At 61.8% G+C, this 24,832-nt stretch carries 28 protein-coding genes and 1 pseudogene; 12 read left to right on the plus strand and 17 right to left on the minus strand.

Annotated features, from left to right (window positions below):
* Positions 1-22: 22 nt before the first annotated feature.
* Together J3R84_RS13170 and rfbC are read right to left on the minus strand one after the other, a co-directional pair.
* Complete coding sequence (locus tag J3R84_RS13170; protein WP_038577375.1) at positions 23-1,735, minus strand: adenylate/guanylate cyclase domain-containing protein; 1,713 nt, start codon at positions 1,733-1,735, stop codon at positions 23-25.
* A gap of 89 nt (positions 1,736-1,824) precedes the next feature.
* Complete coding sequence (gene rfbC, locus J3R84_RS13175) at positions 1,825-2,358, minus strand: dTDP-4-dehydrorhamnose 3,5-epimerase (protein ID WP_025428062.1); 534 nt, start codon at positions 2,356-2,358, stop codon at positions 1,825-1,827.
* A gap of 234 nt (positions 2,359-2,592) precedes the next feature.
* Between rfbC and J3R84_RS13180 the strand changes: the two genes are divergently transcribed.
* The 7 genes from J3R84_RS13180 (at position 2,593) to J3R84_RS13210 (ending at position 8,720) form a co-directional block, all read left to right on the plus strand.
* Positions 2,593-3,024: an acyltransferase gene (locus J3R84_RS13180; protein WP_239637559.1), complete on the plus strand. Its 432-nt coding sequence runs from the start codon at positions 2,593-2,595 to the stop codon at positions 3,022-3,024.
* Positions 3,021-3,821, plus strand: coding sequence for an NAD-dependent epimerase/dehydratase family protein (locus J3R84_RS13185; protein WP_025428064.1), 801 nt, complete (start codon positions 3,021-3,023; stop codon positions 3,819-3,821). The genes J3R84_RS13180 and J3R84_RS13185 overlap by 4 nt, the downstream gene beginning before the upstream one ends.
* A gap of 41 nt (positions 3,822-3,862) precedes the next feature.
* Entirely contained in the window at positions 3,863-4,639 is a 777-nt protein-coding gene (locus J3R84_RS13190; protein ID WP_025428065.1) for a cephalosporin hydroxylase family protein, read from the plus strand.
* Between the two features lie 214 nt (positions 4,640-4,853).
* Positions 4,854-5,621, plus strand: coding sequence for a glucose-1-phosphate cytidylyltransferase (gene rfbF, locus J3R84_RS13195; RefSeq protein WP_025428066.1), 768 nt, complete (start codon positions 4,854-4,856; stop codon positions 5,619-5,621).
* Positions 5,618-6,682 (plus strand): CDP-glucose 4,6-dehydratase, encoded by a 1,065-nt coding sequence (gene rfbG, locus J3R84_RS13200; protein ID WP_025428067.1) that lies wholly within the window; start codon positions 5,618-5,620, stop codon positions 6,680-6,682. The genes rfbF and rfbG overlap by 4 nt, the downstream gene beginning before the upstream one ends.
* Before the next feature lie 7 nt (positions 6,683-6,689).
* On the plus strand, positions 6,690-7,922 hold the full coding sequence (locus tag J3R84_RS13205) for a class I SAM-dependent methyltransferase (protein ID WP_025428068.1): 1,233 nt from the start codon (positions 6,690-6,692) through the stop codon (positions 7,920-7,922).
* Positions 7,923-7,982: 60 nt separating this feature from the next.
* Positions 7,983-8,720, plus strand: coding sequence for a hypothetical protein (locus J3R84_RS13210; protein WP_038576354.1), 738 nt, complete (start codon positions 7,983-7,985; stop codon positions 8,718-8,720).
* 192 nt (positions 8,721-8,912) lie between these two features.
* On the opposite strand, the gene J3R84_RS13215 is transcribed toward J3R84_RS13210, so the two are convergent.
* The 6 genes from J3R84_RS13215 to J3R84_RS13240 are packed head-to-tail and all read right to left on the minus strand — an operon-like array spanning position 8,913 to position 15,264.
* Positions 8,913-9,677, minus strand: a complete 765-nt coding sequence (locus J3R84_RS13215) for an ABC transporter ATP-binding protein (RefSeq protein WP_025428070.1) — start codon at positions 9,675-9,677, stop codon at positions 8,913-8,915.
* On the minus strand, positions 9,674-10,507 hold the full coding sequence (locus J3R84_RS13220; RefSeq protein ID WP_025428071.1) for an ABC transporter ATP-binding protein: 834 nt from the start codon (positions 10,505-10,507) through the stop codon (positions 9,674-9,676). The genes J3R84_RS13215 and J3R84_RS13220 overlap by 4 nt, the downstream gene beginning before the upstream one ends.
* Positions 10,504-11,436 carry a nickel transporter permease gene (nikC, locus tag J3R84_RS13225; RefSeq protein WP_025428072.1) on the minus strand — a complete coding sequence of 311 codons (933 nt, stop codon included), beginning with the start codon at positions 11,434-11,436 and terminating at the stop codon, positions 10,504-10,506. The genes J3R84_RS13220 and nikC overlap by 4 nt, the downstream gene beginning before the upstream one ends.
* The gene (locus tag J3R84_RS13230; protein WP_025428073.1) at positions 11,433-12,476 is read right to left on the minus strand and encodes an ABC transporter permease; all 1,044 of its coding nucleotides are present in this window, start codon (positions 12,474-12,476) and stop codon (positions 11,433-11,435) included. The genes nikC and J3R84_RS13230 overlap by 4 nt, the downstream gene beginning before the upstream one ends.
* A 42-nt stretch (positions 12,477-12,518) precedes the next feature.
* Entirely contained in the window at positions 12,519-14,159 is a 1,641-nt protein-coding gene (locus tag J3R84_RS13235) for an ABC transporter substrate-binding protein (RefSeq protein ID WP_025428074.1), read from the minus strand.
* A 49-nt stretch (positions 14,160-14,208) separates the two neighbouring features.
* Positions 14,209-15,264, minus strand: coding sequence for a dipeptidase (locus tag J3R84_RS13240; protein WP_025428075.1), 1,056 nt, complete (start codon positions 15,262-15,264; stop codon positions 14,209-14,211).
* Positions 15,265-15,598: 334 nt separating this feature from the next.
* On the opposite strand from J3R84_RS13240, the gene J3R84_RS13245 reads away from it, so the two are divergent.
* Complete coding sequence (locus J3R84_RS13245; protein WP_239637579.1) at positions 15,599-16,822, plus strand: alpha/beta hydrolase; 1,224 nt, start codon at positions 15,599-15,601, stop codon at positions 16,820-16,822.
* A 65-nt stretch (positions 16,823-16,887) separates the two neighbouring features.
* Positions 16,888-17,904, plus strand: coding sequence for a substrate-binding domain-containing protein (locus tag J3R84_RS13250; protein WP_025428077.1), 1,017 nt, complete (start codon positions 16,888-16,890; stop codon positions 17,902-17,904).
* 8 nt (positions 17,905-17,912) lie between these two features.
* Here J3R84_RS13250 and J3R84_RS13255 read toward each other — a convergent pair whose 3' ends face one another.
* The 4 genes from J3R84_RS13255 to J3R84_RS13270 all read right to left on the minus strand — a co-directional run bounded on the left by J3R84_RS13255 (position 17,913) and on the right by J3R84_RS13270 (position 20,786).
* On the minus strand, positions 17,913-18,956 hold the full coding sequence (locus tag J3R84_RS13255) for a Gfo/Idh/MocA family protein (RefSeq protein ID WP_203527936.1): 1,044 nt from the start codon (positions 18,954-18,956) through the stop codon (positions 17,913-17,915).
* Positions 18,957-18,961: 5 nt separating this feature from the next.
* Entirely contained in the window at positions 18,962-19,747 is a 786-nt protein-coding gene (locus tag J3R84_RS13260; RefSeq protein WP_203527933.1) for a ThuA domain-containing protein, read from the minus strand.
* Positions 19,748-19,866: 119 nt separating this feature from the next.
* Complete coding sequence (locus tag J3R84_RS13265) at positions 19,867-20,208, minus strand: DMT family transporter (protein WP_025428080.1); 342 nt, start codon at positions 20,206-20,208, stop codon at positions 19,867-19,869.
* 17 nt (positions 20,209-20,225) lie between these two features.
* The gene (locus tag J3R84_RS13270) at positions 20,226-20,786 is read right to left on the minus strand and encodes a TetR/AcrR family transcriptional regulator (protein ID WP_025428081.1); all 561 of its coding nucleotides are present in this window, start codon (positions 20,784-20,786) and stop codon (positions 20,226-20,228) included.
* Between the two features lie 139 nt (positions 20,787-20,925).
* Between J3R84_RS13270 and J3R84_RS13275 the strand changes: the two are divergent.
* Positions 20,926-21,319 (plus strand): annotated as a pseudogene (locus J3R84_RS13275) (globin domain-containing protein).
* A gap of 7 nt (positions 21,320-21,326) precedes the next feature.
* Entirely contained in the window at positions 21,327-21,695 is a 369-nt protein-coding gene (locus J3R84_RS13280) for a DUF423 domain-containing protein (protein WP_025428082.1), read from the plus strand.
* Between the two features lie 31 nt (positions 21,696-21,726).
* Here J3R84_RS13280 and hmuQ read toward each other — a convergent pair whose 3' ends face one another.
* The 5 genes from hmuQ to J3R84_RS13305 form a co-directional block, all read right to left on the minus strand.
* Positions 21,727-22,041, minus strand: coding sequence for a heme-degrading protein HmuQ (gene hmuQ / locus J3R84_RS13285; protein ID WP_025428083.1), 315 nt, complete (start codon positions 22,039-22,041; stop codon positions 21,727-21,729).
* A 10-nt stretch (positions 22,042-22,051) separates the two neighbouring features.
* Positions 22,052-22,321 carry a hypothetical protein gene (locus J3R84_RS13290; RefSeq protein WP_025428084.1) on the minus strand — a complete coding sequence of 90 codons (270 nt, stop codon included), beginning with the start codon at positions 22,319-22,321 and terminating at the stop codon, positions 22,052-22,054.
* Positions 22,322-22,383: 62 nt separating this feature from the next.
* A complete protein-coding gene (locus J3R84_RS13295) occupies positions 22,384-22,800 on the minus strand; it encodes a DUF2325 domain-containing protein (RefSeq protein WP_025428085.1) in 417 nt (138 codons plus the stop codon).
* 215 nt (positions 22,801-23,015) lie between these two features.
* On the minus strand, positions 23,016-23,930 hold the full coding sequence (gene tolA / locus J3R84_RS13300) for a cell envelope integrity protein TolA (RefSeq protein WP_025428086.1): 915 nt from the start codon (positions 23,928-23,930) through the stop codon (positions 23,016-23,018).
* Positions 23,931-23,992: 62 nt separating this feature from the next.
* Positions 23,993-24,430, minus strand: a complete 438-nt coding sequence (locus tag J3R84_RS13305; RefSeq protein WP_025428087.1) for a hypothetical protein — start codon at positions 24,428-24,430, stop codon at positions 23,993-23,995.
* A gap of 165 nt (positions 24,431-24,595) precedes the next feature.
* On the opposite strand from J3R84_RS13305, the gene hemP reads away from it, so the two are divergent.
* A complete protein-coding gene (gene hemP / locus J3R84_RS38745; RefSeq protein ID WP_081788881.1) occupies positions 24,596-24,823 on the plus strand; it encodes a hemin uptake protein HemP in 228 nt (75 codons plus the stop codon).
* Positions 24,824-24,832: the final 9 nt, after the last annotated feature.

The following is a 24,832-nucleotide window of genomic DNA, read 5'->3' on the forward strand; positions in this document are numbered from 1 at the left end:
GCGTCATCCGCCGACAGCGCCATCAGGCCAATGGCAAGCCCGCGGCATGCACGCGATCGACAAGCGCTTCGGTGATCGTCCGATCCCTAAAGAACTCCTGGGTGCGGATATAGCCGGCCGTCAGTTTTGGATCGAGCGCCTGGATCTGCGCCACCAACTGGCGCGCCCGGTCAATATCGCCGCGCGCCATCCGCGCGGCGATACGATAGATCAGCGTGCGCCGGGTCTGATAGGGAAGCGCCCGCGCCACGGCAAAAAGCTCGTCATGCCGGCCGAGCACATAGAGCGAGGCGACGCGCTCCTCTACAATCCACACCGGTAGAAACGGGTCCAGCATCTCCGCCCGGTCGAGCAGCTCGAGCGCCCGCTCCGCCTCGTTCGCATAGGTGTAGAAAGCCGCACAACGGCCCGCGATGTAGGCATCGTTGGGCGCCAGGTCTATCGCCCGCTCGTGATGATGCCGCGATGCCGCGAAGTCGCCTTCCATGCACTTGATCGCACCCATGATGCGATGGGAGTCCGGGTCGGTAGGATCGAGATCGAGCGCGTGTGCGACCTGCTGCTCGCCGGCCGAAAGGTCGAAATCGGGCAGGTTGCTCCAGGCGCACACATGCATGGCGACCGGCCGTCCGAAGGTTGGATCCGCATCCATCGAGCGCTCGAACCAGTGCATGGCTTCGCCGATATGCCGATCGGCGACACCGATCAGGCGATGGTGGTCGAGGCCAAGCAGGTAGTACTCGTAGGCCGACATGTTGTCCGGCCGCTTCAGCCGCGCGGCGACCAGCTCCGCCTGCTCTATCCGTCCTGCCACTGTTGCGGCGATGCGGGCGGTCACCTCGTCGATGATGGCAAGCAGCTCCTCGAACGGCCGCTCGATCCGGTCGGACCAGACCAGATGCCCGTGGGTCGTCTCGCACAGCGACACGTTGAGCCGCACGAGGCTACCCAGTTTGCGCACGGAGCCCGAAACGACATAGCGCACCCCCAGTGCCCTCCCCACCTCGACGGGATCACGGATGGCAAGGACCACGGAGGCCGACCGCGAGCTGACGAACAGGCTCTTCAGCCGGCCGAGCTCCAGCGTGAGGTCGTCGGTCAGCCCCTCCGTCAGGAAGGACTGGTCGTCTTGACCGGCAGCGAAGGCGACGAAGGGCGTGACGATCACCGAATTGGGCCGCATCGCGGCCGGCGGCGCCTCGCGCGTCGGCGCCGAGAGAAACCGATGCCTGTCGATCGTCGTCCCGACCCGATAGACACGCATCGGCTCGCTGACACCCTTGAAGCGACGCTCGCCGATCTCTTCGAAGGCGCAGGGCGAGACCCGCCGCACCTGCTCGTACAGAGCTTGGGAAACTTCGATTTCGCCGGCGGCAGCACTCGATTGCAGCCTGGCGGCGAGATTGACACCGTTGCCCCTGAGGTCGTCGCCGACGGCAAGCACATCGGCAAGATGCAACCCGAAGCGCATGTGGTTGGGCGTGGCATCGGGGATGGCCGCAAGCGAGCTGCGCGCCTCCATGGCTGCGCGAAGGGCGTTGACCGGGCTCGTGAACTCCGCAAGCACGGCATCGCCGGCGGTGTTGAAGACCCGGCCATCATGGCGCGCGACCGTGTCGCCCACGGCCTTCAGGCACGCAGAGACGCATTCGACGGCTTCTTCCTCATGGGATTCCATCGCCGCGGTCGACCCGACGAAATCCGCCACCATGATCGCAACCAGCTTGCGCTGCATCTCCATCGCCTCGCCGACACTCGGCCGCCAGCGCGAGAGGATAGCACAATGCAAGGGATCAGGCAGCAGACGCTATTTTAGCAATCGCTTCATATATAGGTGAATGCCTGGTCGCGCGCCGACATCTGGGCGACAGGCAACGGCCAGCCGATCGCCAGCTTCGGATCGAACGCATTGAGCCCGCCCTCCGCCTCCGGCGCATAGGGTTTGTCATGCAGGTAGATCAGTTCGCAGTCTTCGCAGAGCGTCTGAAATCCATGCGCAAATCCACCGGGGATCATCATCGATCGCGCGTTCTCTGCGCTCAGAACCTCGCCGTGCCATTGCAGGTAGGTGGGCGAACCCGGGCGCAGATCGACGGCGACATCGAAGACGGAGCCGGCGAGACAGGACACGAACTTGGCCTCGTCATGCGGCGCACGCTGAAAATGCATCCCACGGATCGTGCCCTTGAGGTGCGTCATCGTGTGGTTGATCTGGGCGATCGTGCCATCGGCGCCGAAATCGGCAAGCTCTTCGCGGCAAAAGAAGCGCGAGAGGAACCCGCGCTCGTCGCCAAAGCGCTGACGCTCGATGACCAAAAGATCGGGGATAGGTGTGGCGATACGATTGAAACGCGACATCGGCTTTCTCGTGGAACGGGTCGGTGGGCAGAACAAGGGTCGTGTTCCAGCCCGCAGATATTGACGGCCAACAAATTCTCAGGACATAAGACGCGCGGAAATGCAAGCACGGACAAGCGTAGTGTGACCCTGCAGGGTGCGACTGGTGCAGGCCGTGCACAGCGAACGGCTTGAACAATGATCGAGGCACACCTCACGGCGCGGATAAGCGACCTGGCTGATTTGGAAGCCTCCGTGCGCGGTTCGAAATACGTGATCGGCGAGAACTCGGTCATCGACAGTTTCGTGAAGTTCAAGCCGGCCGGCGGCAGTGGCGACATCGTGATCGGCCGCAACTGCACGATCAACAGTGGATGCGTTTTCTACAGCGGTCACGGCATCACCATCGGCGACAATGTCTTGATCGCCGCGAATTGTACGCTTGCACCCGTCAATCACGAATTCCGCGACAAGAGCCGCCCGATACGTGAGCAGGGCTTCCAGGAAAGCAGAGGCGGTATCGTCATCGAGGACGATGTCTGGCTTGGGGCCAATTGTGTGCTTCTCGATGGAACTATCCTGCGCAAGGGCTGCGTGATCGCGGCAGGCAGCATCGTGCGCGGCACGGTCGAGGCCTATTCGATCACCGGCGGGAATCCATTGAGAACCCTGGGATATCGATCTTGAGATTTACCCTGCTCGGCGCCCGCGGCTTTGTCGGGCGCCACCTGTTGACCTATCTGACGTCACTCGGCCACGAAGTGATCGCCCCTGCACGCGACGCCCGCCTGACCGAGGCCTGCCATGGCACGCATGTGATCTACGCCATAGGGCTTACGGCCGACTTTCGGCAGAGACCTTTCGATACGATCGAGGCGCATGTCAGCTTGGCCGCCGAACTGCTGCGAGACTGCGACTTCACGTCGTTTCTCTATTTGTCGTCGACGCGGGTCTATGCCGGCAGCACGAACACGGACGAATTGGCAGCTTTGACCGTTCGCCCCGGCAACCCATCGGATCTGTACAATCTCTCCAAGCTTTCAGGTGAGGCAATCTGCAATGCGTCCGGCAGGCCGAATGTGCGCATCGCCCGCCTGTCCAACGTCGTCGGGCCGGCATCGGCCACATCGGAGAGTTTCATCGGCGATCTCTGTCGGGAAGCAGCGGCCGGTCACATCACGCTGCGGAGCAGTATGGCGTCGGCCAAGGACTATATCTGGATCGACGACGCGGTTAAACTCTTGACGCAAATTGCCGAAAATGGACAGGAAACGATCTACAACGTGGCGAGCGGTCAACAGACCAGCAATGCTGACTGGGTGACTGGGCTCGCTCGCCACACGGGCTGCCGGGTTGACGTCGCCGACCATGCTCCGACAATCACATTCCCACCGATAGACATCGACCGCATACGGGCCGAGTTCGCGTTTAAACCAGAGCGCGTTATCGACAGAATTGCGGACATACTCTCGTTTGCCCCTTAAAACACGCTGGCGATCCTCAGCATCGACCGAAAGGACTTCGGATGGACCCGATCAAGCAATTCTCCGCAGAGCGCATGGCTGCCATTGCCGGCTACGGCACCGACGAGGCGTTCACCGCGCTGTCGTCGCAATGGCGGCAGATGTCCATGGACAAACGCTACGTCTACAATTTCGACTGGATGGGGCGCCCGATCATCCAGTATCCGCAGGACATCCAGGCGATGCAGGAACTGGTCTGGGCGACAAAGCCGGACCTGATCATCGAGACCGGTATCGCGCATGGCGGCTCGATCGTTCTGAGCGCCTCGCTGCTGGCGATGCTGGATATGTGCGATGCGATCGAAAAAGGCGTCACGATCGATCCGAAGGTCTCGAACCGCAAGGTGATCGGCATCGATATCGACATCCGCAAGCACAATCGCAAGGCCATTGAAGAGCATCCAATGGCGTCGAGAATCCAGCTGATCGAAGGTTCCTCGATCGCCAAGGACGTCGTTGACCAGGTTCAACAGGCGGCGCAGGGATACGAACGGGTAATGGTGTGCCTCGACTCCATGCACACGCACGATCACGTGCTCGCCGAACTGGAAGCCTATGCCCCCCTCGTCACCTCGGGATGCTACTGCGTGGTGTTCGATACATTCGTCGAGGACCTCCCACGGGACTTCTTCAATGACCGTCCGTGGAACGTCGGCGACAACCCCAAGACGGCCGTGCGCGCCTATCTGGCGGACCATCCCGAATTCAGCGTCAATGGCGAAATTGACGGCAAGCTTCTGGTGACCGTGGCTCCGGAGGGCTTTCTTCTCAGGGCCTAGCAGCCCGTTGGAGAACCCACTCGTCAGCGTATCGATCGAAAGTGTGCGTCAAAAAAAGCGATTTCTCGCTGCCAATAAACCGAAATTGCGTAAGCGATTGCAGATGTAGATCGGGCAAGCGGCTGCTGATATAGAGGGGCCGTCCGCGGCAGATAGCGCTATTGGAGCAATCCTTCACGGTATTATATCGTAAACTGCGTCAAGGGGCAGTCGTATGAAAGTTGTCATTCTTGCGGGTGGCTACGGGACCCGCATCTCGGAAGAGAGCCATCTGCGCCCGAAGCCGATGATCGAGATCGGCGGGCGGCCGATCCTCTGGCACATCATGAAGATCTATAGCCACTATGGCTTCTCGGACTTCGTCATCTGCCTCGGTTACCGTGGCTATATGATCAAGGAGTACTTCTCCAACTACATCCTCCACTCATCCGACGTGACCTATGACATGGCGACGGGTGAAACGCTGTTTCACTCCAACAAGGCTGAACCTTGGCGCGTGACACTGGTAGATACGGGCACGGAATCGATGACCGGTGGACGGCTGAAGCGCGTGGCGGACCACTTGGGTGATACGTTCTGCCTGACCTATGGGGACGGCGTTGCCGATGTCGATATCAAGGCGCTGACCGACTTTCATCTTCGCCACGGCAGAGAAGCAACGGTTACCAGCGTCATGCCGCCGGGGCGTTACGGTGCGCTGGCGACCCATGACGGCGAGGTGCGAAGCTTCACGGAAAAGCCGGCCGGCGACAACGGCCGCATCAATGGCGGCTTCTTCGTGCTGAACCGAAGCGTTCTCGATCGCATCGAGGGCGACAGCACGTCCTTCGAGGGCAAGCCACTGGAGGGCCTTGCCAGAGACCGGCAACTGATGGCCTTCCCCCACGATGGCTTCTGGCGACCGATGGATACCCTGCGCGACAAGACCCAACTCGAAGAGCTCTGGCAGCAGGGCTCGGCGCCGTGGAAAATCTGGGCATGAGCCGCCTGGCAAACCGGAACTTCTGGGCGGGCAAGCGCATCTTTCTAACCGGGCATACCGGGTTCAAGGGAAGCTGGGCGCAGCTGTGGCTCAGGCAAATGGGTGCCGACGTCACCGGCTATGCGCTGGCGCCGCTCGCCGAGCCGTCGTTGCACACCCTTTTGCGACAGGCTGACGGCAAGGAGCATCTCGGCGACATCCGCAACGCCGATGCGCTCGCGGCCGCGGTGCAAAAGAGCAATCCCGAGATCATCCTGCACATGGCGGCACAGCCGCTGGTGCGAGAAAGCTACAGAACCCCTGCCGAAACATTCGATGTCAATGTCATGGGCACCGTGCGCCTGCTCGAGGCAGCACGCATTGCTCCGGCATTGAAGGCAATCGTCGTGGTCACGACCGACAAGGTCTACCGCAACGACGAAAGCGGAAGGCACTTTCCCGAAGATGCGACGCTCGGCGGGCACGATCCCTATTCCGGCTCCAAGGCCGCCTGTGAACTGGTCGTCTCGACCTGGCGTGATGCCTTCCTGCGTGAGCGCGGCATCCGGGTAGCGACAGCACGCGGCGGCAACGTGCTCGGTGGCGGCGATTTTTCGACCGACCGACTGGTGCCCGACATTGTCCGCGCTGCTCTGTCCGGCAAGGCGCTCGATATTCGCAGCCCCATGGCGACGAGGCCGTGGCAGCATGTGCTTGACTGCCTCAACGGCTATTTCGTCTATGCCGAAGCGCTCTATGCCGGCGAGACTGCCGTTGATGCCCTGAACTTCGGCCCCTCGCCTGCCGAGCGTCAGATCCCCGTCCGTGACGTCGCCTCAGCGGTCCAGGCCGCGATGGGCCTGCCGCCGCAATGGCGCGATGTTTCCTCGACCGACCAGCCGCGGGAAATGCAGACGCTCGGGCTCGATCCGGCGCTTGCCGCCATGACTCTCTCTTGGGCCTCCCGACTTTCGCAAGACGAAGCGATCGCGTGGACGGCAAACTGGTACGACGGTTGGCGCAAGGGCGGCGACGCTCGCGCTCTGACGCTCGACCAGATCGACGCATTCATGAAAGGCTGACGACCCAATGTCCCACAACTGCCGCTTCTGCTCGACCCCGCTTAAGACCGTCGTCGCCGATCTGGGATCGACCCCCTGGTCCAACTCCTTCCTGGAGCCGACCGAGGAAGCGATCGCGCGTGAACGCGCCTTCCCGCTAAAGGCAATGGTCTGTTCCGAGTGCCTGCTCGTTCAGACGACGGAAACCGTGCCGGCCGATGAAATCTTCACCGATGGCTATGCCTATCTCTCCTCCTTTTCGAGCAGCTGGCTCGATCACGCCCGTCGCTACGCCGATGCCATGACCGAGCGCTTCCAGCTCGATGGAGCCTCGCAGGTGGTGGAGATCGCGTCCAATGACGGCTACCTGCTGCAATATTTCGTCGCCAAGGATATTCCGGTTCTGGGCATCGAGCCCGCAGCCAACGCGGCCAAGATCGCCGAGACCCGCAACGTTCCGACCGAGGTCGCCTTTTTCGGCCGGAAGACGGCAACGGACCTGGTTGCCCGCGGCATCCGTGCGGACCTGACTGCCGCCAACAATGTGCTGGCGCACGTGCCCGACATCGCCGATTTCGTCGCCGGCTTTGCAATTCTGCTGAAGCCGGATGGCGTCGCAACATTCGAGTTTCCGCATCTGCTGCGCCTGATGGAAGGCGTCCAGTTCGACACGATCTATCACGAACACTATTCCTATCTCTCACTGGCGGCGGTTGAACGCATTTTTGCAGCATCCGGCCTGAAGGTCTTCGATGTGGAAGAGTTGCCGACCCACGGCGGCTCGCTACGGGTTTTCGCCCAGACCGAAACCGGCACGCGCCCGGCGACGGAGCGCCTGGCATCGATACGTGCGAGCGAAGAGGCCGCTGGCCTCACGCAGATGGAGACCTACGCGAAATTCGATACGCGCATCGCCGCTGTCTGCCAGGGATTCCGTGACTTCCTCGCTCTCGCCAAATCCGAGGGCAAGACGGTCGCTGCCTATGGTGCAGCCGCGAAGGGCAATACCTTCCTCAATGTCTGCGGCGTGAAGCCCGGCGAGATCGCCTTTGCGGTCGATCGCAACGACCTCAAGCAGGGCAAGCTTTTGCCCGGCACCCACATCCCGGTGCATGCGCCGAGCCACCTGGAGGTGGCCAAGCCGGACTATCTCGTTATCCTTCCCTGGAACCTGACCGACGAGATCGTCGCTGACAATGCCACCATCCGCGCCTGGGGCGGTCGTTTCGTCGTCGCCATACCATTCGTCCGCTTGATTTAGGCCAACTCTTCATCAAAATCCGCGATAACGGCGAAGGAAACGGCATCGGGCAGGAGCACAATGTCCAGGATCGATCTTTGCATTGTCGCAACCAGGCGACCGGAGTTGCTTTCAGCAACGCTGAACAGCTTCCGTGAAAAGGTCCTATGCCGTTTTGATGTGGGGATCGCCCATCTCAATCTCGATCCCGTCTTCGGCTCGCCGGAGGATCATGCCGCCTGCGTCGACATCGTTCGCGGCCATTTCCCCGACGCGACGATCTCCGAACCGCAGCATCCGGGTTTTTGCGCCGCAGTCGCAAGAGTATGGGCCGCGACCACGTCGGACTATGTCTTCCATCTGGAAGACGACTGGGTCGCGCTGCGCGACGTGGGCGAGGATCTGCTGGCCCCCTTTGCCGATCCGTCGATCATGCAGGTGTCGTTTCACACCGCCGATCAGAACTGGGATATCCGCCGAAAAGGGCACTTCCATCAGCGAAACGAGTATGGCCGCCTGCTTGGGATCAAGATCCCGCTCTTCCGCACCTTCCCGAAATTCACGACCTCCCCATCTATCCTGCGCGGGACGTTCGCGCGCCGCTGCGCCGAGATGATGGACTTGTCGCGCGACCCGGAGAAGCAGTTCTATTCCGGCGTCAACCCGGCATTGGAAGGCTACGTCGCAGGCTACCGCAACTACATCTTCTCGCCGGAAAGAAAGCCGGTCATTCGCGACATGGGACGCGAGTGGCGCGAGCAGCGCAACATCCGCAAGGTCATTGCCAACGCCACATCGATCTGGGAGAAGGCAAGCTAACGCCTTATTTTTCTTCCAAAATCGGAATCGGTTGCGGGAGAAATCAATGCCACGTGCTTAAAGGCGCCATGGCGTCCATATGTGACGCGCGCTCCTCGTCGCGCGCTGCGCGCCTCAACGAGAGGCCCAACTATTCCAGGGTCCTTGGACCACAGTCGGGCCCTGTCAGGCCCAACTGTGCAACCCTTGAAGTCAGGCAGCGGCACCCTTGCGCTGGAAGCCCTTGCTCGCAACCATCAGGTTGCGCGTGTACTCTTCGCCGATCCGCCCGGCGACAAGATCCGCCGAGGACAGGCGTTCGACCACCCGTCCGTTCTGCATCACCGCCAGGCGGTCGCACATGTGCGTGACGACGCCGAGGTCATGGCTGACCATGATGAAGGTGAGCTTTCGGTCGCGTCGAACCTGTTCGAGCAGGTTCAGGACCTCGGCCTGCACGGAGGCGTCGAGCGCCGAAGTCGGCTCATCGAGAAGCAGGATCGAGGGCTCGAGGATCAGCGCCCGGGCAATGGCAATGCGCTGGCGCTGGCCGCCGGACAGCTGATGCGGGTAGCGGAAGCGGAAGCCCGAGCCGAGGCCGACTTCATCGAGCGCCTTCAGAATGCGGCGTTCGCCATCGGCAACGCCGTGAATGGCGAGAGGTTCGAGCAATTGGCGGTCGATCGTCTGGCGCGGATGCAGCGAACCATAGGGGTCCTGGAACACCATCTGCACGTCGCGATAAAACGCCTTGTCCCGGCGGTTGCCGATCAGAACCCGGTCATGCACGCGGACCTTGCCTGACGTCACCGGCGCAAGGCCGGCGACCGCGCGAAGCAAGGTCGACTTGCCCGAACCGGATTCACCGACGAGCCCGAAGGATTCACCGGGCGCGACGTCGATGCTGACGTCGTCCAGCGCCTTGAACTCGTCATAGGTGACGACAAGATTTTCGACGGATACGGTGGCGGTCGTCATAGGGCCCACTCCGGTTTGCGATCAAGAACCGGCAGGGGATGGCGATCGGAACCGATGGCCGGCATGCAGTTCAACAGGCCCTGGGTATAGGGATGTTTGGCGTTTGCGAGGTCGGAAGCGGCCAGTTCCTCGACGATCTTTCCGGCATACATGACGATGACGCGGTCGCAGAACGACGACACCAGCCGCAGGTCGTGCGAAACAAAGATCAGGCCCATGCCGCGATCGGCGACCAGCTTGTCGAGGATCGACAACACTTCGAGCTGGACCGTCACGTCGAGCGCCGAAGTCGGTTCGTCGGCGATCAGAAGTTCCGGGCCAGCCACCAGCATCATCGCGATCATCGCGCGCTGCCCCATGCCACCCGAGACTTCGTGCGGGTAGAGATCATAGACGCGCCCGGGATCACGGATCTGCACGGCCTCCAGCATGTCAAGCGCCCGCTCACGCGCTTCCGCGCGGCTGACGCTCTCATGGCGTTTGAGGGTCTCGACAATCTGCCGGCCGATGCTCATCACCGGGTTCAGCGAGTATTTCGGGTCCTGCAGGATCATGGCGATGCGCTTGCCGCGCAAATCCCGACGCACCTTCGGCGCGGCCGAAAGCAGGTCGATGCCTTCGAAGGAAAGCGTCTTGGCCGTGACCCGCGCATGCGCCGGCGTCAGACCCATGATCGCCCGCCCCGTCTGCGACTTGCCGGAGCCGCTCTCGCCGACAATGCCGAGGCGCTCGCGGCCGAGCGTGAACGAGACCCCGCGCACGGCCTCAACCACCCCTGTGCGGGTTGGAAACGAGACCTTCAGGTCGTCAACGGTCAGAAGCGGGTTCATTGTCCGCTCTCCCGCGGGTCGAGCGCGTCGCGCAGGCCGTCGCCAAGCAAGTTGAAGCCGAGGCTGACGATCAGGATCGCGACGCCGGGCATGGTGGCAACCCACCACTGGTCGAGGATGAAGCGGCGACCGGATGCGATCATCGCGCCCCATTCCGGCAGCGGCGGCTGTGCGCCGAGGCCGAGGAAGCCGAGGCCCGCGGCCGTCAGGATGATGCCGGCCATGTCGAGTGTGACGCGCACGATCAGCGACGACATGCACATCGGCATCACATGCCGGAAGACGATGCGGGTCGGCGACGCGCCCATCAGTTGCACCGCGGCGATGTAGTCGGAATTGCGCACCGTCAGCGTCTCGGCGCGCGCAATGCGGGCATAGGGTGGCCAGGAGGTAATGGCGATGGCGATGACGGCATTCTCGATGCCCGGGCCAAGCGCTGCCACGAAAGCGAGAGCCAGAACCAGCTTCGGAAAGGCGAGGAAGATATCGGTGATGCGCATCAGCACCGCATCGACCCATCCGCCGGCATAGCCAGCGACCGCGCCGACGATGAGGCCGACGGGTGCGGCGATGATCGCGACCAAAAGCACGACGGCAAGCGTCAGCCGCGAGCCGTGGATGAGCCGAGAGAGAATGTCTCTTCCGAGATCATCGGTGCCGAGCAGATAACCCTGGGTGCCGGGCGGCAGCAAGCGGGCATTGGCGAGGTCGCCGATATAGGGCGAATGCGGTGCCAGCACGTTGGCGAAAGCGGCGACGAACACCAATGCCAGCAGGATCAACAGGCCGAGAACGGCCAGCTTGTTGGCGGAAAAGCGCTGCCAGGTCATGTAGGCGCGGCCGAGGCGCGCCTGGGTGCGCGATTGCGGCCGGTCGGACAACAGCCATTCGCGGCGTGTCATCGGGCGTGTTTCAGTGACGGTGCTCATCGCTGGCGCGTCCTTGGGTCAAGCGTCCGATAGAGAAGATCGGACAGCAGATTGATGCCGATGAAGACCGAACCGATGACGATGGTGCCACCGAGAACGGCATTCATGTCGGCATTCTGCAGCGAATTGGTGATGTAGAGGCCAAGGCCCGGCCAGGCGAAGACGGTTTCGGTCAAGACCGAACCTTCGAGCAGCCCGGCATAGGAAAGCGCAATCACGGTCACGAGCGGCACGGCGGCATTTCGCAGCGCATGGCCCCAGATGATGCGGGATTCCGAGAGCCCCTTGGCGCGGGCGGCAACGATGTATTCCTGCTGCAACTCATTGAGCATGAAGCTGCGCGTCATGCGGCTGATATAGGCCAGCGAGAAATAACCGAGCAGCGATGCCGGCAGGATGATGTGGCGGAAGACGTCCCACAGCACATCCCACTGACGTTGCCAGAGCGCGTCGAACAGGTAGAAGCCGGTGATCGGCGTGAAGGTGTATTCGAAAACGATATCGATACGGCCGGGATAGGCGACCCACTTCAGCCGGGCGTAGAACACGAGGAGCGACAGCAGCGCCAGCCAGAAGATCGGCACGGAATAGCCGACAAGGCCGATAATGCGCACGATCTGGTCGGCGATGCTGCCGCGCTTGACGGCAGCGAGAACACCGAGCGGCACGCCGAAGATGGCGCCGAGCAGGGTGCCGAGCGTCGCAAGCTCCATGGTCGCCGGGAACACGCGGCGGATATCGGTCATCACAGGGTTGGTCGTCAGCACTGAAATACCGAAGTCGCCGGTCAGCGCCTGGCGCACATAGATCAAGAATTGTTGGTACAGGGGCAGGTTCAGCCCCATCGCCTCGCGCGTCCTTTCGACGACATGCGTCGGCGCCCGGTCGCCGAGGACGGCGAGCACCGGGTCGATCGGGATCACCCGGCCGATGAAGAAGGTCACGGCCAGAAGGCCGAGATAGGTGGTGACGACGATCACGAGGAAGCGCAACACGGCGCCCATGATCTTCGCCGGACGGGCGCGTCGGCGCCCGCCCATCCGTTCTGTTCCGCTCATGCTCAAGGGAACTATCCTTTCGGGTTATTCCTTCGAGATGCCAGCAACGAAGTTGGTGTCGAAGCTCGGGCCGAGCTTCAGGCCCTTGACGTTGCCGCGGTAGCCGGCAACTTCGGTCTGCTGGAAGATGATCACGAACGGGCTTTCGCCGAGAACGGTCTTCTGCAGTTCCTTGTAGGTTTCCGCACGCTTGGCGCTGTCACGCTCGAGCAGGGCATCCTTGGTCTTCTTCGTCAGTTCCGGAACGTCCCAGGCATTGCGCCAGGCAAGCGTCTTGTTCTTGCCTTCGTCGGAGTTGTCCGGGTTGCTGGTGAAGGTTTCGGCATTCGAGTTCGGGTCGAAATAGTCCATGCCCCACTGACCGATATACATGTCGTGGTTGCGGGCACGGTACTTCGTCAGCGTCTGCTTGCCGTCGCCGGGGATGATCTCCAGCTTCACGCCGGCCTGGCCGAGTGTCTGCTGGAAGGATTCGGCAATGCCGGTGACCGGCTGGCCGTTGCGCACGTCCATGGTGACGGTGAAGCCGTCAGCGAGACCGGCCTTGGCCAAGAGTTCCTTCGCCTTGGCGACGTCGAACTTGTAGGGGTTCTCGTCGAGGGCACCCAGCACGCCCTTCGGCAGGAAGCTCTGGTGGATCTCGCCGATGCCCTTGATGATCGTCGAGCCGATCGCATCGTAATCGACCAGATACTTGAAGGCCTCGCGCACCTCGGGCTTGGCAAGGTTGGCATTCTTCTGGTTGAGGCTGATGTAATAGACCGTGCCCTTCGGCGCATTGGTCGTGCCGAGGTCGGCATTCTTCGCAACGGCGTCGAAATCGCCCGGCTCCAGGTTGCGCGCGATGTCGATGTCGCCGGCTTCCAGCGCCAGGCGCTGGCCCGAGCTTTCCTTCATGTGACGATAGATGACGCGGGCGAGCTTGGCCTGTTCGCCATAGTAGTTGTCGTTGCGCTCGAGAACGATGACTTCGTTGGCGCGCCATTCGCGCAGCTTGAACGGACCCGAACCGGCATAGCCGGTCTTCAGCCATTCGTTGCCGAAGTCGTTGTCGTACTTGTAGTCATCCGTTGGCGTGACCGGCTTGACGTTTTCGAGCACCAGCTTCTTGTCGAGCACGGCACCAACGGTCGCCGTCAGGCAGTTCAAGACAAAGCTCGGCGCATAGGGTTGGTCGACGGTGAAGACGAAGGTCGTATCGTCTACGGCCTTGGCCTTTTCCGTCACGTTGTCGCCGGTAAGGCCGAACTGGGTGAGGATGAAGGCGGGGCTCTTGTCGAGCTTGACAGCGCGCTCGAACGACCAGGCGACATCAGCAGCGGTTACCGGGTTGCCGGAGGCGAACTTCAGGCCGGACTTCAGCTTGAACGTATAGGTCAGACCATCATCGGAAACCGTCCAGCTGTCGGCGAGATCGCCGACAATCTTGGTGGTGTCGTTGATGTCGAGGCGCACCAGCATGCTGTAGGTGTTGCCGGTGATTTCGGCCGCGGTCAGCTCGAAGGCTTCGCCCGGATCCATGGAAATAACGTCGTCGATCGCAAAGGCTTCGACCAGCGTGTCCTTCGGCGTTTCGGCAAAGGCCGGTGCGGTCGCGGCCATCACCATGGCCAGCGCTGCCGAAGCGGTCAGAAGACGAAGACGTCCATTGAGCTTGTGCATCATTTTTTTGCAGTTCCCTCGTTTGTGCCCTTTGGGGGCTCTTCTTCATGGATCAGGCGGCCTCGTGCCAAGCCTGCCCCAGAACTCTCAGCCAGTTCTCCCGGCATATCTTTGCCAGTTCGGCGTCACCATATCCGGCGCCACTAAGCGCGGCAACGAGCTTCTGGCTGCCCGCAGCGTCGGCGATGTCTTCCGGTATCGTCGCGCCGTCGAAGTCCGAACCGAGCCCGACGCAGTCGATGCCCATGCGCTCGACCATGTAGTCGATGTGGCGGACCATATCGGAAAGCGGTGTCGCCGCATTTTCCTGCGCGTCGGCGCGCAGCATCGTGGTTGCGTAGTTGAGGCCGACGAGCCCCTTGCTCTCGCTGACGGCATCCAGCTGCTTGTCTGTGAGATTACGCGCAACCGCCGTCAGTGCATGGGCGTTCGAATGGCTGACAACCAGCGGCTGGTCGCTCGTCTTGGCGACATCCCAGAAGCCCTTCTCGGTGATGTGGGCGAGATCGATCAGGATGCCCAAGCGGTTGCACGCCTTCACCAGTTCGAAGCCGGCCTCGGTCAGGCCAGGCGCCGTATCGGGCGACATCGGGAAGGCAAAGGGCACGCCGTGGGCAAAGACGTTGTGGCGGCTCCACACCGGTCCAAGCGAACGCAGGCCAGCGGCGTAGAAGGTTTCGAGTGCGGACAGATCGGCACCAATGGCTTCGCAGCCTTCCATGTGCAGAACGGATGCAAAAGTGCCCTGCCCGGCTGCATCGCGGATCTCCGCCGTCGACCGGCAAAGCTTCCAGGCACCGGCGCGGTCGAGACGAACCGCAATATCGGCCATCTCGACGGCAACGCCGAGCGACGGCAAATGCTCGAGCGGTGCCGAGAGCGGCGTGACATAGTGGCCGTTCTCGTCCGGCCCCGCCAGCACCAGATCGCCGGAGGGCACGTAGATGGCGCAGAGACCGCCAATGAGACCGCCGGCTTTCGAACGTGGCGCATCGATATGCCCCTTATCGGTACCCTCGACGAACTCGGCAACGGAGTCGCTTCCCTTGCGTGCGTTCTGCCACAGCCGCAGAAGCACGTCATTATGGCCATCGAAAACCGCCTGCATTCCGGATTTCCTTATGTTTTCAGGGAGTTCAGATGAGGCATGCGATGCCGCACCGAAAGAAGGAAGATCGGATGCTATTGAAAGGTCAAACCCTTTTCAATGAATATCGAGGGGTTTTACCCAGGGCCGCCTGTCGCGAAATGTTGCATGTTTGCCGCACGTGCGACGCCAGAAAGGTCCCGAACAGGCCGAAAAGCTATTCCGAGGGCAGAAATCCTGCCATTTCTCAGGCAAGAGAATTGCCTGGTCCCGATGACGGATCGGCACGCCGCATGATGCGGCATTGGGGGTTTTGTTGCTGCGTTTGTTCTCTCTGGCTGGCCGACCGGGCCAAATCAGCCGCGTCGCCAGCATATTGTTCCTGGCATCCTTTCTCGCAGCCTGCGCCAGCCGGCCCGTCGGCGTGCTCGTTCCCTCGGGAACGGCCGGCGGCGCTTCGGAGGTCGACCTGCTGGTCGCCACCACCCGCGCGCCCTCTACTGAGCCGGGCGTGCTTTTCAGCGGTGAGCGCTCGGACGAACTCTCATTGACGGAAATCGTCGTCTCGATCCCGCCGGGCAAGAACCGCGAGGTCGGTCAGGTTCAATGGCCGAAGAAACTGCCTGCCAATCCCGAACGCGAGTTTTCAACGGTCAGCGTAACGCCGCTCAAGGGCAAGGATGATGCGCAGTCCTGGCTGAAGGGCAACCTGCCGAAAAGCCGGCGCGTGCTGATCTTCGTTCACGGTTTCAACAACCGTTATGAGGATGCGGTCTATCGTTATGCCCAGATCGTCCACGATTCAGGAACGGACGTCGCGCCGGTGATCTTCACCTGGCCGTCGCGCGCCAGCGTCTTCGACTACAATTACGACAAGGAAAGCACCAACTATTCCCGCGATGCGCTGGAAGATTTGCTGCGCCGCGCTTCCCGCGACCCGAAGGTCGGCGAAATCACCGTCATGGCCCACTCGATGGGATCCTGGGTCACGGTCGAGGCGCTCAGACAGATGGCAATCCGCGACGGCCGCATTGCACCGAAGATTACCGACGTCATTCTCGCCTCGCCGGATCTCGACGTCGACGTGTTCGGCAAGCAGATCCAGGCGATGGGCAAGGCACGGCCGAAATTCACGCTGTTCGTGTCACGCGACGACCGCGCGCTCAACCTCTCGCGCCGGATCTCCGGCAATATCGATCGGCTCGGGCAGATCGACCCGACGGTCGAGCCTTATCGCACCCAGCTGGAACAGGCCGGTATCACCGTTCTCGACCTGACGGCACTCAAGGGCGGCGACAAGCTGAATCATGGAAAATTCGCCGAAAGCCCTGAGGTTGTGCAACTGCTCGGCAACCGGCTGATCGCCGGGCAGACGGTGACCGATTCCGATGTCGGCCTCGGCGAACGCGTCGGCGCGGTGGCGCTGGGCACCGCCCAGACCGTCGGCAGTGCTGCCAGCATCGCGGTGTCCACGCCGATCATGATCTTCGACCCGCGTACCCGCGCCAACTACGGCAATCAGGTCCGTCGTCTTGGCCAATCAGTGGAAAATACCGTCGGCTCGACTGTTGCCCCCTGACGCCATGCCTTGTTGCACGGGCAAAGCCCGGTAGGCTATGATCTCCACGGCAACGGGAAAATGAAATGAATCTCAAGGAGTTCGCAGGCCGGCTGGGGCTATCTCAAACGACGGTCAGCCGCGCGCTCAGCGGCTATCCGGAAGTCAAGAAGGCGACGCGCGAACGGGTGCTGAAGGCGGCGGCCGAACTTGGTTACCGACCGAACACCAGCGCGCTTGGGCTTGCGACCGGACGCGTCGGCACCATCGGCATCGTCTTTCGCGGCGGCGGCGATTTCGGCCCGCACACCAGCGAGTTCATGGGTGGGCTCGGTAGCCGGCTGCAACAGGCCGACGTCGATATCCTGCTTTCAACCGTCGACAGTCGGGAAGCGGAGCTTGCGACCTATCGCCGGCTTGCAGCCAGCAAGCGCGTCGATGCGGTGATCCTGCATTCGCCCGCGGTCGACGATCCCCGCATCGCTCTGCTGACAGACCTGCGGCTGCCCTTCGTCCTGCACGGACGAACCGAGACGGCAGGCAATTTCGCCTTTCTCGACATCGACAATTACGGCGCGATCCGCCAGGCAACCGACCTACTGACCGCGCTCGGTCATCGCCGCATCGCGCTCGTCAACGGCCATCGCGGCTATACCTTTACCGAACACCGCCAGGATGGCTATGCGGCGGCGCTTGGCGCTCGCGGCATCGGCATCGATCCCAACCTGCTCGGCAACGGCGATTTCACCGACGAGATGGGCTTTCGCCTGATGCAGGGGTTTCTGGCTCAGGAGAACCGGCCGACGGCGGTGCTGGCCGGCTCGATGATGTCGGCACTCGGCGCCATGCGGGCAATCCGCAGCGCCGGAATGACGGTCGGCGAACATATCTCGCTGATCGCCCACGACGACGTCTTTCCGTATCTCAGCCCCGAGAACCTGATCCCAACGCTCACCACCACACGCTCGTCAATCCGCGCTGCGGGAACGCGGATCGCCGAAATGGTTCTGGATCTGCTTCAGGGCACGCCGGCCGCCGACCTCAACGAGGTCTGGCCGGTGGAGCTGGTCATGCGCAACTCCACCGCCCCGCCGGCCGGCTGAGGCGTTTATCAGACCGAGAGTTCGCGCCTTTCCGCCTCGGTCTCCATCGCCAGATCGAGCACCTTCTGCAGGTTTGCCGCATGGCGGAAGCCGGGCTCGACCGTCTTGGCATCCCGAACCGCGGCGACGAAGCGCTGGTAGTTGGTCGGCACCGTGCCGGCATCGACATCACGCCAGGTTGCCGTTTCAACATCCGTGCCGAGGCAGGCGCGAAGCGTCGAGCCATCGGGCGTATGAACCACTTCGAGCGCCCCCTTGTCGCCATGCAGCCGCAGCCGCAGCTCGTTGAGATGGCCGGTGGCCCAGCGGCTGGCATGGATCACGCCCATGGCGCCGTTGCCGAACTCGGCCGTCATGACGAAGCTGTCATTGGCGTCGAGGTCATATTCGCCGATGCGGTTTCCCGGCGCCTTGTCGAAGGTCTTCAGCCGCGCGAAGATCCGCTCGGCCTCGGTGCCGGCGCCATAACCGGCAAAATCGAGGATATGGATGCCGACATCGCCCAGCACACCGTTCGAGCCGTGTTTGGTCGACAGCCGCCAGAGCCATTGCGATTCCGTCGCCCAGTCGCCCCACGCCTTGGAGACGAGCCAGCTCTGCAGATAGGAGGCTTCGAGGTGACGCAGGCTGCCGACGTCGCCGGCCAGCACCATCGCCCGCGCCTTCTGCAGCGGCGCGACATTGCGATAGGTCAGGTTGACCATGGTCACCAGCCCCGATCGCTCGGCGGCATCGGCCATTTCCGCCGCCTTGGCGTAGTTTTCCGCCAGCGGCTTTTCGCACAGCACGTGTTTGCCTGCGGCAAGCAATGCCAGTGTCGTCGGGTGGTGCGCCTTGTCCGGCGTCACGTTCGTCGCCGCATCGAACTTGCCCCAGGCAATCGCCTCGTCGAGCGAGGTGAACGTCTTGGCGATGCCGTGTTTCTCGGCAAAGCCTTCGGCGCGCTTGGGGTCGACATCGACCGCGCCAACCATTTCCACGCCTTCGATCTGAGCGAAGGCTTGGGCATGGCTGTTGGCCATGCCGCCGGTTCCAACAACGAGAAGACGCATGATGCTCACCTGTAACCCGCTTCGCCGGCCTGGTGCAGCTTCGGCCCGCGCTCGACGATCGGCTCCAGCGCCTTTTCGACCGGAACGTTCGGTGCGTCATGGATCGCCGTGTAGCGGTTGTCGGCGTTGTAGGCCCACTTGACCGAATTGCGCAGCACCTTCTGCACATTGGCGTCGTGATAGGTCGGATAGGTCTCGTGACCCGGGCGGAAATAGAAGATGTTGCCGGCGCCCCGGCGCCAGGTCAGACCCGAACGGAACACTTCACCGCCGGCAAACCAGGAGATGAACACCGTCTCCAGCGGTTCCGGCACGGAGAACTGCTCGCCGTACATCTCCTCGTTCTCGAGCACGAAGTTCTCGCCGATCCCCTCGGCGATCGGATGACGCGGGTTGATCGCCCACAGACGTTCACGCTCGCCGGCCTCGCGCCACTTCAATGCGCAGGGCGTGCCCATCAGCCGCTTGAAGATCTTGGAGAAATGGCCGGAATGCAGGACGATCAGGCCCATGCCTTCCCAGACACGCTTGGCGACGCGCTCGACGACCTCGTCGCTGACCGCACCGTGGTCCTTGTGCCCCCACCACAGAAGCACATCGGTCTTCGCCAGTCGCTCCTCGCTCAGGCCATGCTCCGGTTCCTGCAGCGTCGCCGTCGTTGCCTCGATCGAAACGTCCGTGTTCAGCGCCGCCGCGATGGTGTTGTGCATCCCGTTCGGATAGATGCTCCTGACCACCTCATTGGTCTGCTCATGGATATTCTCGCCCCATACGATTGTTCTGATTGACATCGGCAAATTCCCGTTTATGCGCAGCTGTTAAAATTGAAAGCGGTTTCAATTTGTAAGGCTAGTGACACGCCGGCGCCTTTGCAAGAGCTTTTTGCCCTCTAGGCGTCAGTGGCCAGACATCAATGGAACGTGGATTTCGAGAAGACGTTGAGGACCACGACGCCGGCGATGATGAGCCCGAGCCCGAGCATGGCGGCAAGATCCAGCTTCTGGCCGAAGGCAAAGTATCCGACGAGCGAAATCAATACGATGCCGAGACCGCTCCAGACCGCATAGGCGATGCCGACCGGGATGTAGCGCAGCGTATAGGACAGAAAGAAGAAGGCGACAGCGTAGCAAACGACCATCGTCACGGTCGGCAACAGCCGGGTGAAATGCTGTGCCGCCTGCATCGCCGAGGTGCCAAGCACCTCGAAGACGATGGCAACGACCAGGACGGAATAGAGCATAGCGGGGTTCATCTGGGTCTCCATCCGGTCTATCGCGTCGAAAGCGCTTTGAGATTTTCAGCCAGGGCAACACGCGCCGCGGCATCGAGTTCATGGCTCTGCATCAGGTCGGCGAGCCAGAGACCGTCGGCGGCAAAACGGGCGAGCACGCAGTTGGGTGAAGAGTCGGTTTCCGCAAACTCCTGAGCCCGGCGGTTGACCCATTCGCGCCAGCGGATCTTCAGGTTCGGCTCGGCAATCAGCGCGATCGTCAGCATTCGCCAGCCCGGAACGTCGGTGTCGGGATCGAGCTTCGAGCAGACATCGACATAGGCGCGGGTAAAGCGTCCCTGCGCCTCCGGATCGCCAGCCATCGCCGCCTCGATCGCCGCATCGAAACGCGCGACGAGATCGTCGAACAAGCCATCGAGCAGCGCCGACTTGTTGGGGAAATGGTGCAGCAGCCCGCCCTTGCTGACGCCGGCCGCTTGCGACACCGCATCGAGCGTGATGCCCGCCACCCCCTGCTCGTGCGACAGGCGTGCGGCGACCTCCAGCAATTGCTGGCGGACCTGCTCGGGCTGCTTCTTGCGGCGATGGGCTTCTGTCATGCTTCCATAAAGATACCGTCTGGACGGTTTGTCAAGATCGATGTGTCGAACCGCGCGGAAACGCCGCAAAGGCGAGACTGGAAAGCCGTTGTCCACAAGACCTTGGCGGGCTAGGACTTCGGGGACGAAGGAAGCGGCAATGGCAGAACCGGAAACGACGACACTCTACGAAGCGATCGGCGGCGACCCGACGGTGCGCGCGCTGACCCGTCGTTTCTATGAACTGATGGATACGCTGCCCGAAGCGGCACGCTGCCGCGCGGTTCATCCACCTGACCTTTCCGGCAGCGAGCAAAAAATTCTACGAATATCTGACCGGTTGGCTTGGCGGTCCGCCGATCTATGTGGAAAAGCGTGGCCATCCGATGCTGCGGCGCCGGCATTTCGTTGCCGAGATTGGGCCGGAGGAGCGCGACGAATGGCTGCTCTGCTTTACCCGCGCACTGGAAGAAACGGTGGCTCACCCAAAACTGCGGCAGATCATTCTCGATCCGATCACCCGCCTCGCCTTGCACATGCAGAACAAGGAATGACCTGACAATGCCGACCAGTGGATTGCGCGCAACGACGCTCTTCGTCGCGGGATTGATGGGGATTGCCGGGGTGGTCAGTGCTGCAGCCGCCTCGCATGGCACCGACCCCAGGCTGCTCGCCGAGATCTCGGCCATGTGCCTGGCGCACGCGCCGGCGCTCGTCGCGCTTTATGCGGCCTGGCCGAGCTTCCGCACGGCTCCGGTCGCAGCCTTGCTGATCGCTTTCGGCACGGCGCTGTTTTCCGCTGACCTTGCCATGCGTCACGTGACCGGACAGGGCCTGTTTCCGATGTCGGCACCGCTCGGCGGCACGACGATCATGGCCGGCTGGCTTGCCGTTTCAATCGGCGCCTTCCTTCCACGAAAGGCGCCGTGACGCTCAACGCGCCAGTTTGAAGCTCTTGAGATCAGGCGCCTTCGACGACGGAAAAACCTTCGAACTTCGGCGGGCCGAGATACATCGAGCGGTTTTCGCCGGCATTCTTGTGCGCGGCCCGGAAGTTCTCCGACTTCGTCCAGGCGGAAAAGGCATCCTTGTCCTTCCAGGTCGAGTTCGAGACGAAGAGCGTATAGCCCTCGTCCGGCACGTTTTCGCCCCTCAGAAGATGAAACGAGACAAAACCCGGCATGTCCGCAAGGCTTGAATCGCGGCTCTTCCAGACGGCTTCGAAAGCCTCTTCCTGGCCAATGGCGATACGAAAACGGTTCATTGCGAAGAACATGGCCTGCCTCCTATGCGCTGTCTTTCTTGCGAGCCGCGTCGTTCGCGGCTCTCGGGAAGGCCAGAATAGTGCCCTCCTGCGGCTCCGCAAGCCCGAAAGGGTCGCGGCCGGGCCGGCGCGTTTCCCAAGACGGGAACTCGGTGACATTGGGGTTTTCCTCGATCATGCGCGAACGCCGCGTCAGCAATTCGTAGAGTTCGGGCACCAGCCCGTCGCCATTCTGCGCTGCCAATTTGTGCAGGCCGATCATCATGCACTTGTCCGGGCGGTTTTCATTCATCTCGAAAAAAATCTCCATGCGCGCGGAAGGTCAATCACCTCCATCGCGCGTCATATGTTTGGCTATGCCAAGTCGTTGCGGCTGTTGGTCAGGTCCTGCAGCGCCCGCTCAAGGCTCGACTTCGAGCCGTTGCGCAACGGCACGAAAGCCTTGCCCCACTTCTTGCAGCCGGTCTTCACGCGAAGACACGCATCGTGGCTGATGCAATCGATCGGGCAGAAAACACAGTCGACGGAAGGAAGGACACGGTCGATGCGCGATACCGCCTCGCGCAGGCCGCCATCGTGGTGAAGCAGCTCGGCACCGAAGGAGCTGACAATCTCGCGCAGATGCGCAACCTGGCAATCGCGTCCGCCGACATAGAGGAAACTGCGGCCTTCGAGTGTCGCCTTGGCGGCCTCTTCGCAGACCTCGACCCGTTCGGAACCGGAACGACCCTTGCCGTTCTTGGCCGCATTATGGTGACGCTTGCCGCGCATGCAATCTTCTCCGCCTCTTTGCTGCGTCGACGGCCCTCATGGCAACCGATCGCACCGGGATCGACACACACCGTTCGGTTGCGTCACGGCGGCAACTTATTAAACTTGATTATCAGAGTAAAGTATAAACATGAGTTTTATAATCATATTTTTCCCATCAGTTTTGAAGGGCTTCGGCTTCTGCCGCGGATCACACCGTGGCCGGCGGCAGTCGCCTAGCGAACACTTGCCTGAATAGGCAAAGTGAACGGTATTGCACTTTTTCCGGCCCCCTCTGGAATGGCAGGAAATGGAGCCGCACGGCGCACGGCATCAAGAGCAGCCGTGTCCAGAACGGGTGAGCCTGAACTCCCGGCAACGCTGACGCGGGAAACACCGCCGTCCGCCAACACCGTAAAACTCACCGTCGTCGTGCCCGACAGCCCCTGTCGGCGCGCTTCGGATGGAAGCTTGTATCGCCGGTTTATCTTCGCGCGAACTTTGCCATTGTAGTTCGACATATCGGCGTTGCCGACCGCGGTAGAGCGGTTCTTGCCGGTTGCCGCCGCAGAATTGCCGTTTACGTCCCCATCCAGCTTACCCTTGACCTGGCTCTGTGCCTGTTCCCCCTTGTCGCCCGTTTTCTTGCGGGTGACTTTCTTTTTCCTGACGGGATCCTTCTTGGGTTCAGGCTTTTCAACCTTCTCCTTCTTCGGCTCCTGGATCTCCGGCTTTTCCTCGGGCACGACCGTCTCGATCGGCGCGACGCTGGCAGTAACCACAGCCTCGGCGACCTGCAGGGTGGGAACCTGCTCGGCAGGCAGGATGACATCGGCTTCCGTGGCGATCAAATCATGCGGTTGCTCCGCCGTGATCTCCTGCGTGGTCGACGTGACGTCTTCGACCGGGGTAATCTCCTCGGGCTTGACTTCGTCGGGAACGTCTTCGGTCGGCTCGACGACTTCCGTCGGATCGCCGGACTGCAAGGTTTCTTCGAAGGCATCACCGAGGATCGCAACTTCGACCTCGGCACCGCCGGCGATCAGGTCTTGCGGCTGTTCCGGCGTAGAGGAGGCAAGGTACATGGCAACGCTGGTATGCGCCACGAGCGAGAAGGCAATTGCGCCGATCCATTTCACGGTATGCTTCATCTTGGCCTAACCTTCGCCGCGAGCCGCGACGCAAACGCAGTACTCAATGCGAAAAATCAACCTCAGCCCTTGAGTTCGACCGGCGACTTCGAACCGGTCTTGAGGCCCTTCATGCAGGCATCGCCCTCTACACCATCGCCGACGCAGGCGGGCGCGTCATTGATCAGCAGGCTCTTCACCGCTTCGCAATTCGTGCCGGGAAGATCGAACTGCCGAACCTTGGTCTTGCCAGCAGGCAGATCGCGGAAGTCGAGCACCGCCATGCGCTCGACCAGACCCTTCTGGTCGAAGATCACGAACTCAAAGGAAACCTTGCTCAAATTCTGCACGAAGGCGTTGCCGGCGACGAAGGTGAGCTTGCAGCCCTTCTGCGACGGCGTGACCTCGTTGAGTTCGATGTTGAGCGCGCCAGCGGACGACGCCTCCTGGGCGACTGCACCGCCTGCCGCAAGAACAAACGCGAATGCCACGGGAACAACCATACGGGAAAGGTGCATCATTCTAATACCACTCACGATCGGCGCTCCGAACCCTGGGAGCGTTGAAGTCGTCGCCATCTATCCACAAGCGCGGACATCTTAACTTGAGTGTGGCGATCCGGTATTGCGTCCATAAAGAAATATGAGTAATGAAGTCAAGATAGTAAACGAATTGCACGGCAGGAAATGCGGGAAAAACACCGCCTCCCGCCATCTAGAGACGACCGAACCGTGGCAGCCGACGACACCGATTATGCGCGATTTTCACAACCTGTAGCCTCCGCGCAGCGGGCCCAGCGGATCGTCGAGAGCCGCGACCTCTTTCGCGGCGAAAGCGAGATCCTCATTTCCCACGACGGGGCGATCTACCGCATGAAGATCACCCGCCAAGGCAAACTGATCCTGAACAAATAGGCAAATAAC

This window comes from Ensifer canadensis (assembly GCF_017488845.2).
In the GTDB taxonomy this organism is placed as follows: Bacteria; Pseudomonadota; Alphaproteobacteria; order Rhizobiales; family Rhizobiaceae; genus Ensifer; species Ensifer canadensis.

Coding starts and splice junctions, on each gene's coding strand:
- J3R84_RS13290 (WP_025428084.1), bottom strand. CDS start 22,321: ATGAATGAAAACCGCCCGGACAAGTGCATGATGATCGGCCTGCACAAA.
- hmuQ (WP_025428083.1), bottom strand. CDS start 22,041: ATGTTCTTCGCAATGAACCGTTTTCGTATCGCCATTGGCCAGGAAGAG.
- hemP (WP_081788881.1), top strand. CDS start 24,596: ATGCGGGAAAAACACCGCCTCCCGCCATCTAGAGACGACCGAACCGTG.
- J3R84_RS13250 (WP_025428077.1), top strand. CDS start 16,888: ATGAATCTCAAGGAGTTCGCAGGCCGGCTGGGGCTATCTCAAACGACG.
- J3R84_RS13305 (WP_025428087.1), bottom strand. CDS start 24,430: ATGATGCACCTTTCCCGTATGGTTGTTCCCGTGGCATTCGCGTTTGTT.
- J3R84_RS13220 (WP_025428071.1), bottom strand. CDS start 10,507: ATGAACCCGCTTCTGACCGTTGACGACCTGAAGGTCTCGTTTCCAACC.
- J3R84_RS13295 (WP_025428085.1), bottom strand. CDS start 22,800: ATGCGCGGCAAGCGTCACCATAATGCGGCCAAGAACGGCAAGGGTCGT.
- J3R84_RS13280 (WP_025428082.1), top strand. CDS start 21,327: ATGCCGACCAGTGGATTGCGCGCAACGACGCTCTTCGTCGCGGGATTG.
- J3R84_RS13270 (WP_025428081.1), bottom strand. CDS start 20,786: ATGACAGAAGCCCATCGCCGCAAGAAGCAGCCCGAGCAGGTCCGCCAG.
- nikC (WP_025428072.1), bottom strand. CDS start 11,436: ATGAGCACCGTCACTGAAACACGCCCGATGACACGCCGCGAATGGCTG.
- rfbG (WP_025428067.1), top strand. CDS start 5,618: ATGAGCCGCCTGGCAAACCGGAACTTCTGGGCGGGCAAGCGCATCTTT.
- J3R84_RS13190 (WP_025428065.1), top strand. CDS start 3,863: ATGGACCCGATCAAGCAATTCTCCGCAGAGCGCATGGCTGCCATTGCC.
- tolA (WP_025428086.1), bottom strand. CDS start 23,930: ATGAAGCATACCGTGAAATGGATCGGCGCAATTGCCTTCTCGCTCGTG.
- J3R84_RS13265 (WP_025428080.1), bottom strand. CDS start 20,208: ATGAACCCCGCTATGCTCTATTCCGTCCTGGTCGTTGCCATCGTCTTC.
- rfbF (WP_025428066.1), top strand. CDS start 4,854: ATGAAAGTTGTCATTCTTGCGGGTGGCTACGGGACCCGCATCTCGGAA.
- rfbC (WP_025428062.1), bottom strand. CDS start 2,358: ATGTCGCGTTTCAATCGTATCGCCACACCTATCCCCGATCTTTTGGTC.
- J3R84_RS13240 (WP_025428075.1), bottom strand. CDS start 15,264: ATGCAGGCGGTTTTCGATGGCCATAATGACGTGCTTCTGCGGCTGTGG.
- J3R84_RS13260 (WP_203527933.1), bottom strand. CDS start 19,747: ATGTCAATCAGAACAATCGTATGGGGCGAGAATATCCATGAGCAGACC.
- J3R84_RS13235 (WP_025428074.1), bottom strand. CDS start 14,159: ATGATGCACAAGCTCAATGGACGTCTTCGTCTTCTGACCGCTTCGGCA.
- J3R84_RS13255 (WP_203527936.1), bottom strand. CDS start 18,956: ATGCGTCTTCTCGTTGTTGGAACCGGCGGCATGGCCAACAGCCATGCC.
- J3R84_RS13170 (WP_038577375.1), bottom strand. CDS start 1,735: ATGCAGCGCAAGCTGGTTGCGATCATGGTGGCGGATTTCGTCGGGTCG.
- J3R84_RS13230 (WP_025428073.1), bottom strand. CDS start 12,476: ATGGGCGGGCGCCGACGCGCCCGTCCGGCGAAGATCATGGGCGCCGTG.
- J3R84_RS13215 (WP_025428070.1), bottom strand. CDS start 9,677: ATGACGACCGCCACCGTATCCGTCGAAAATCTTGTCGTCACCTATGAC.
- J3R84_RS13205 (WP_025428068.1), top strand. CDS start 6,690: ATGTCCCACAACTGCCGCTTCTGCTCGACCCCGCTTAAGACCGTCGTC.
- J3R84_RS13210 (WP_038576354.1), top strand. CDS start 7,983: ATGTCCAGGATCGATCTTTGCATTGTCGCAACCAGGCGACCGGAGTTG.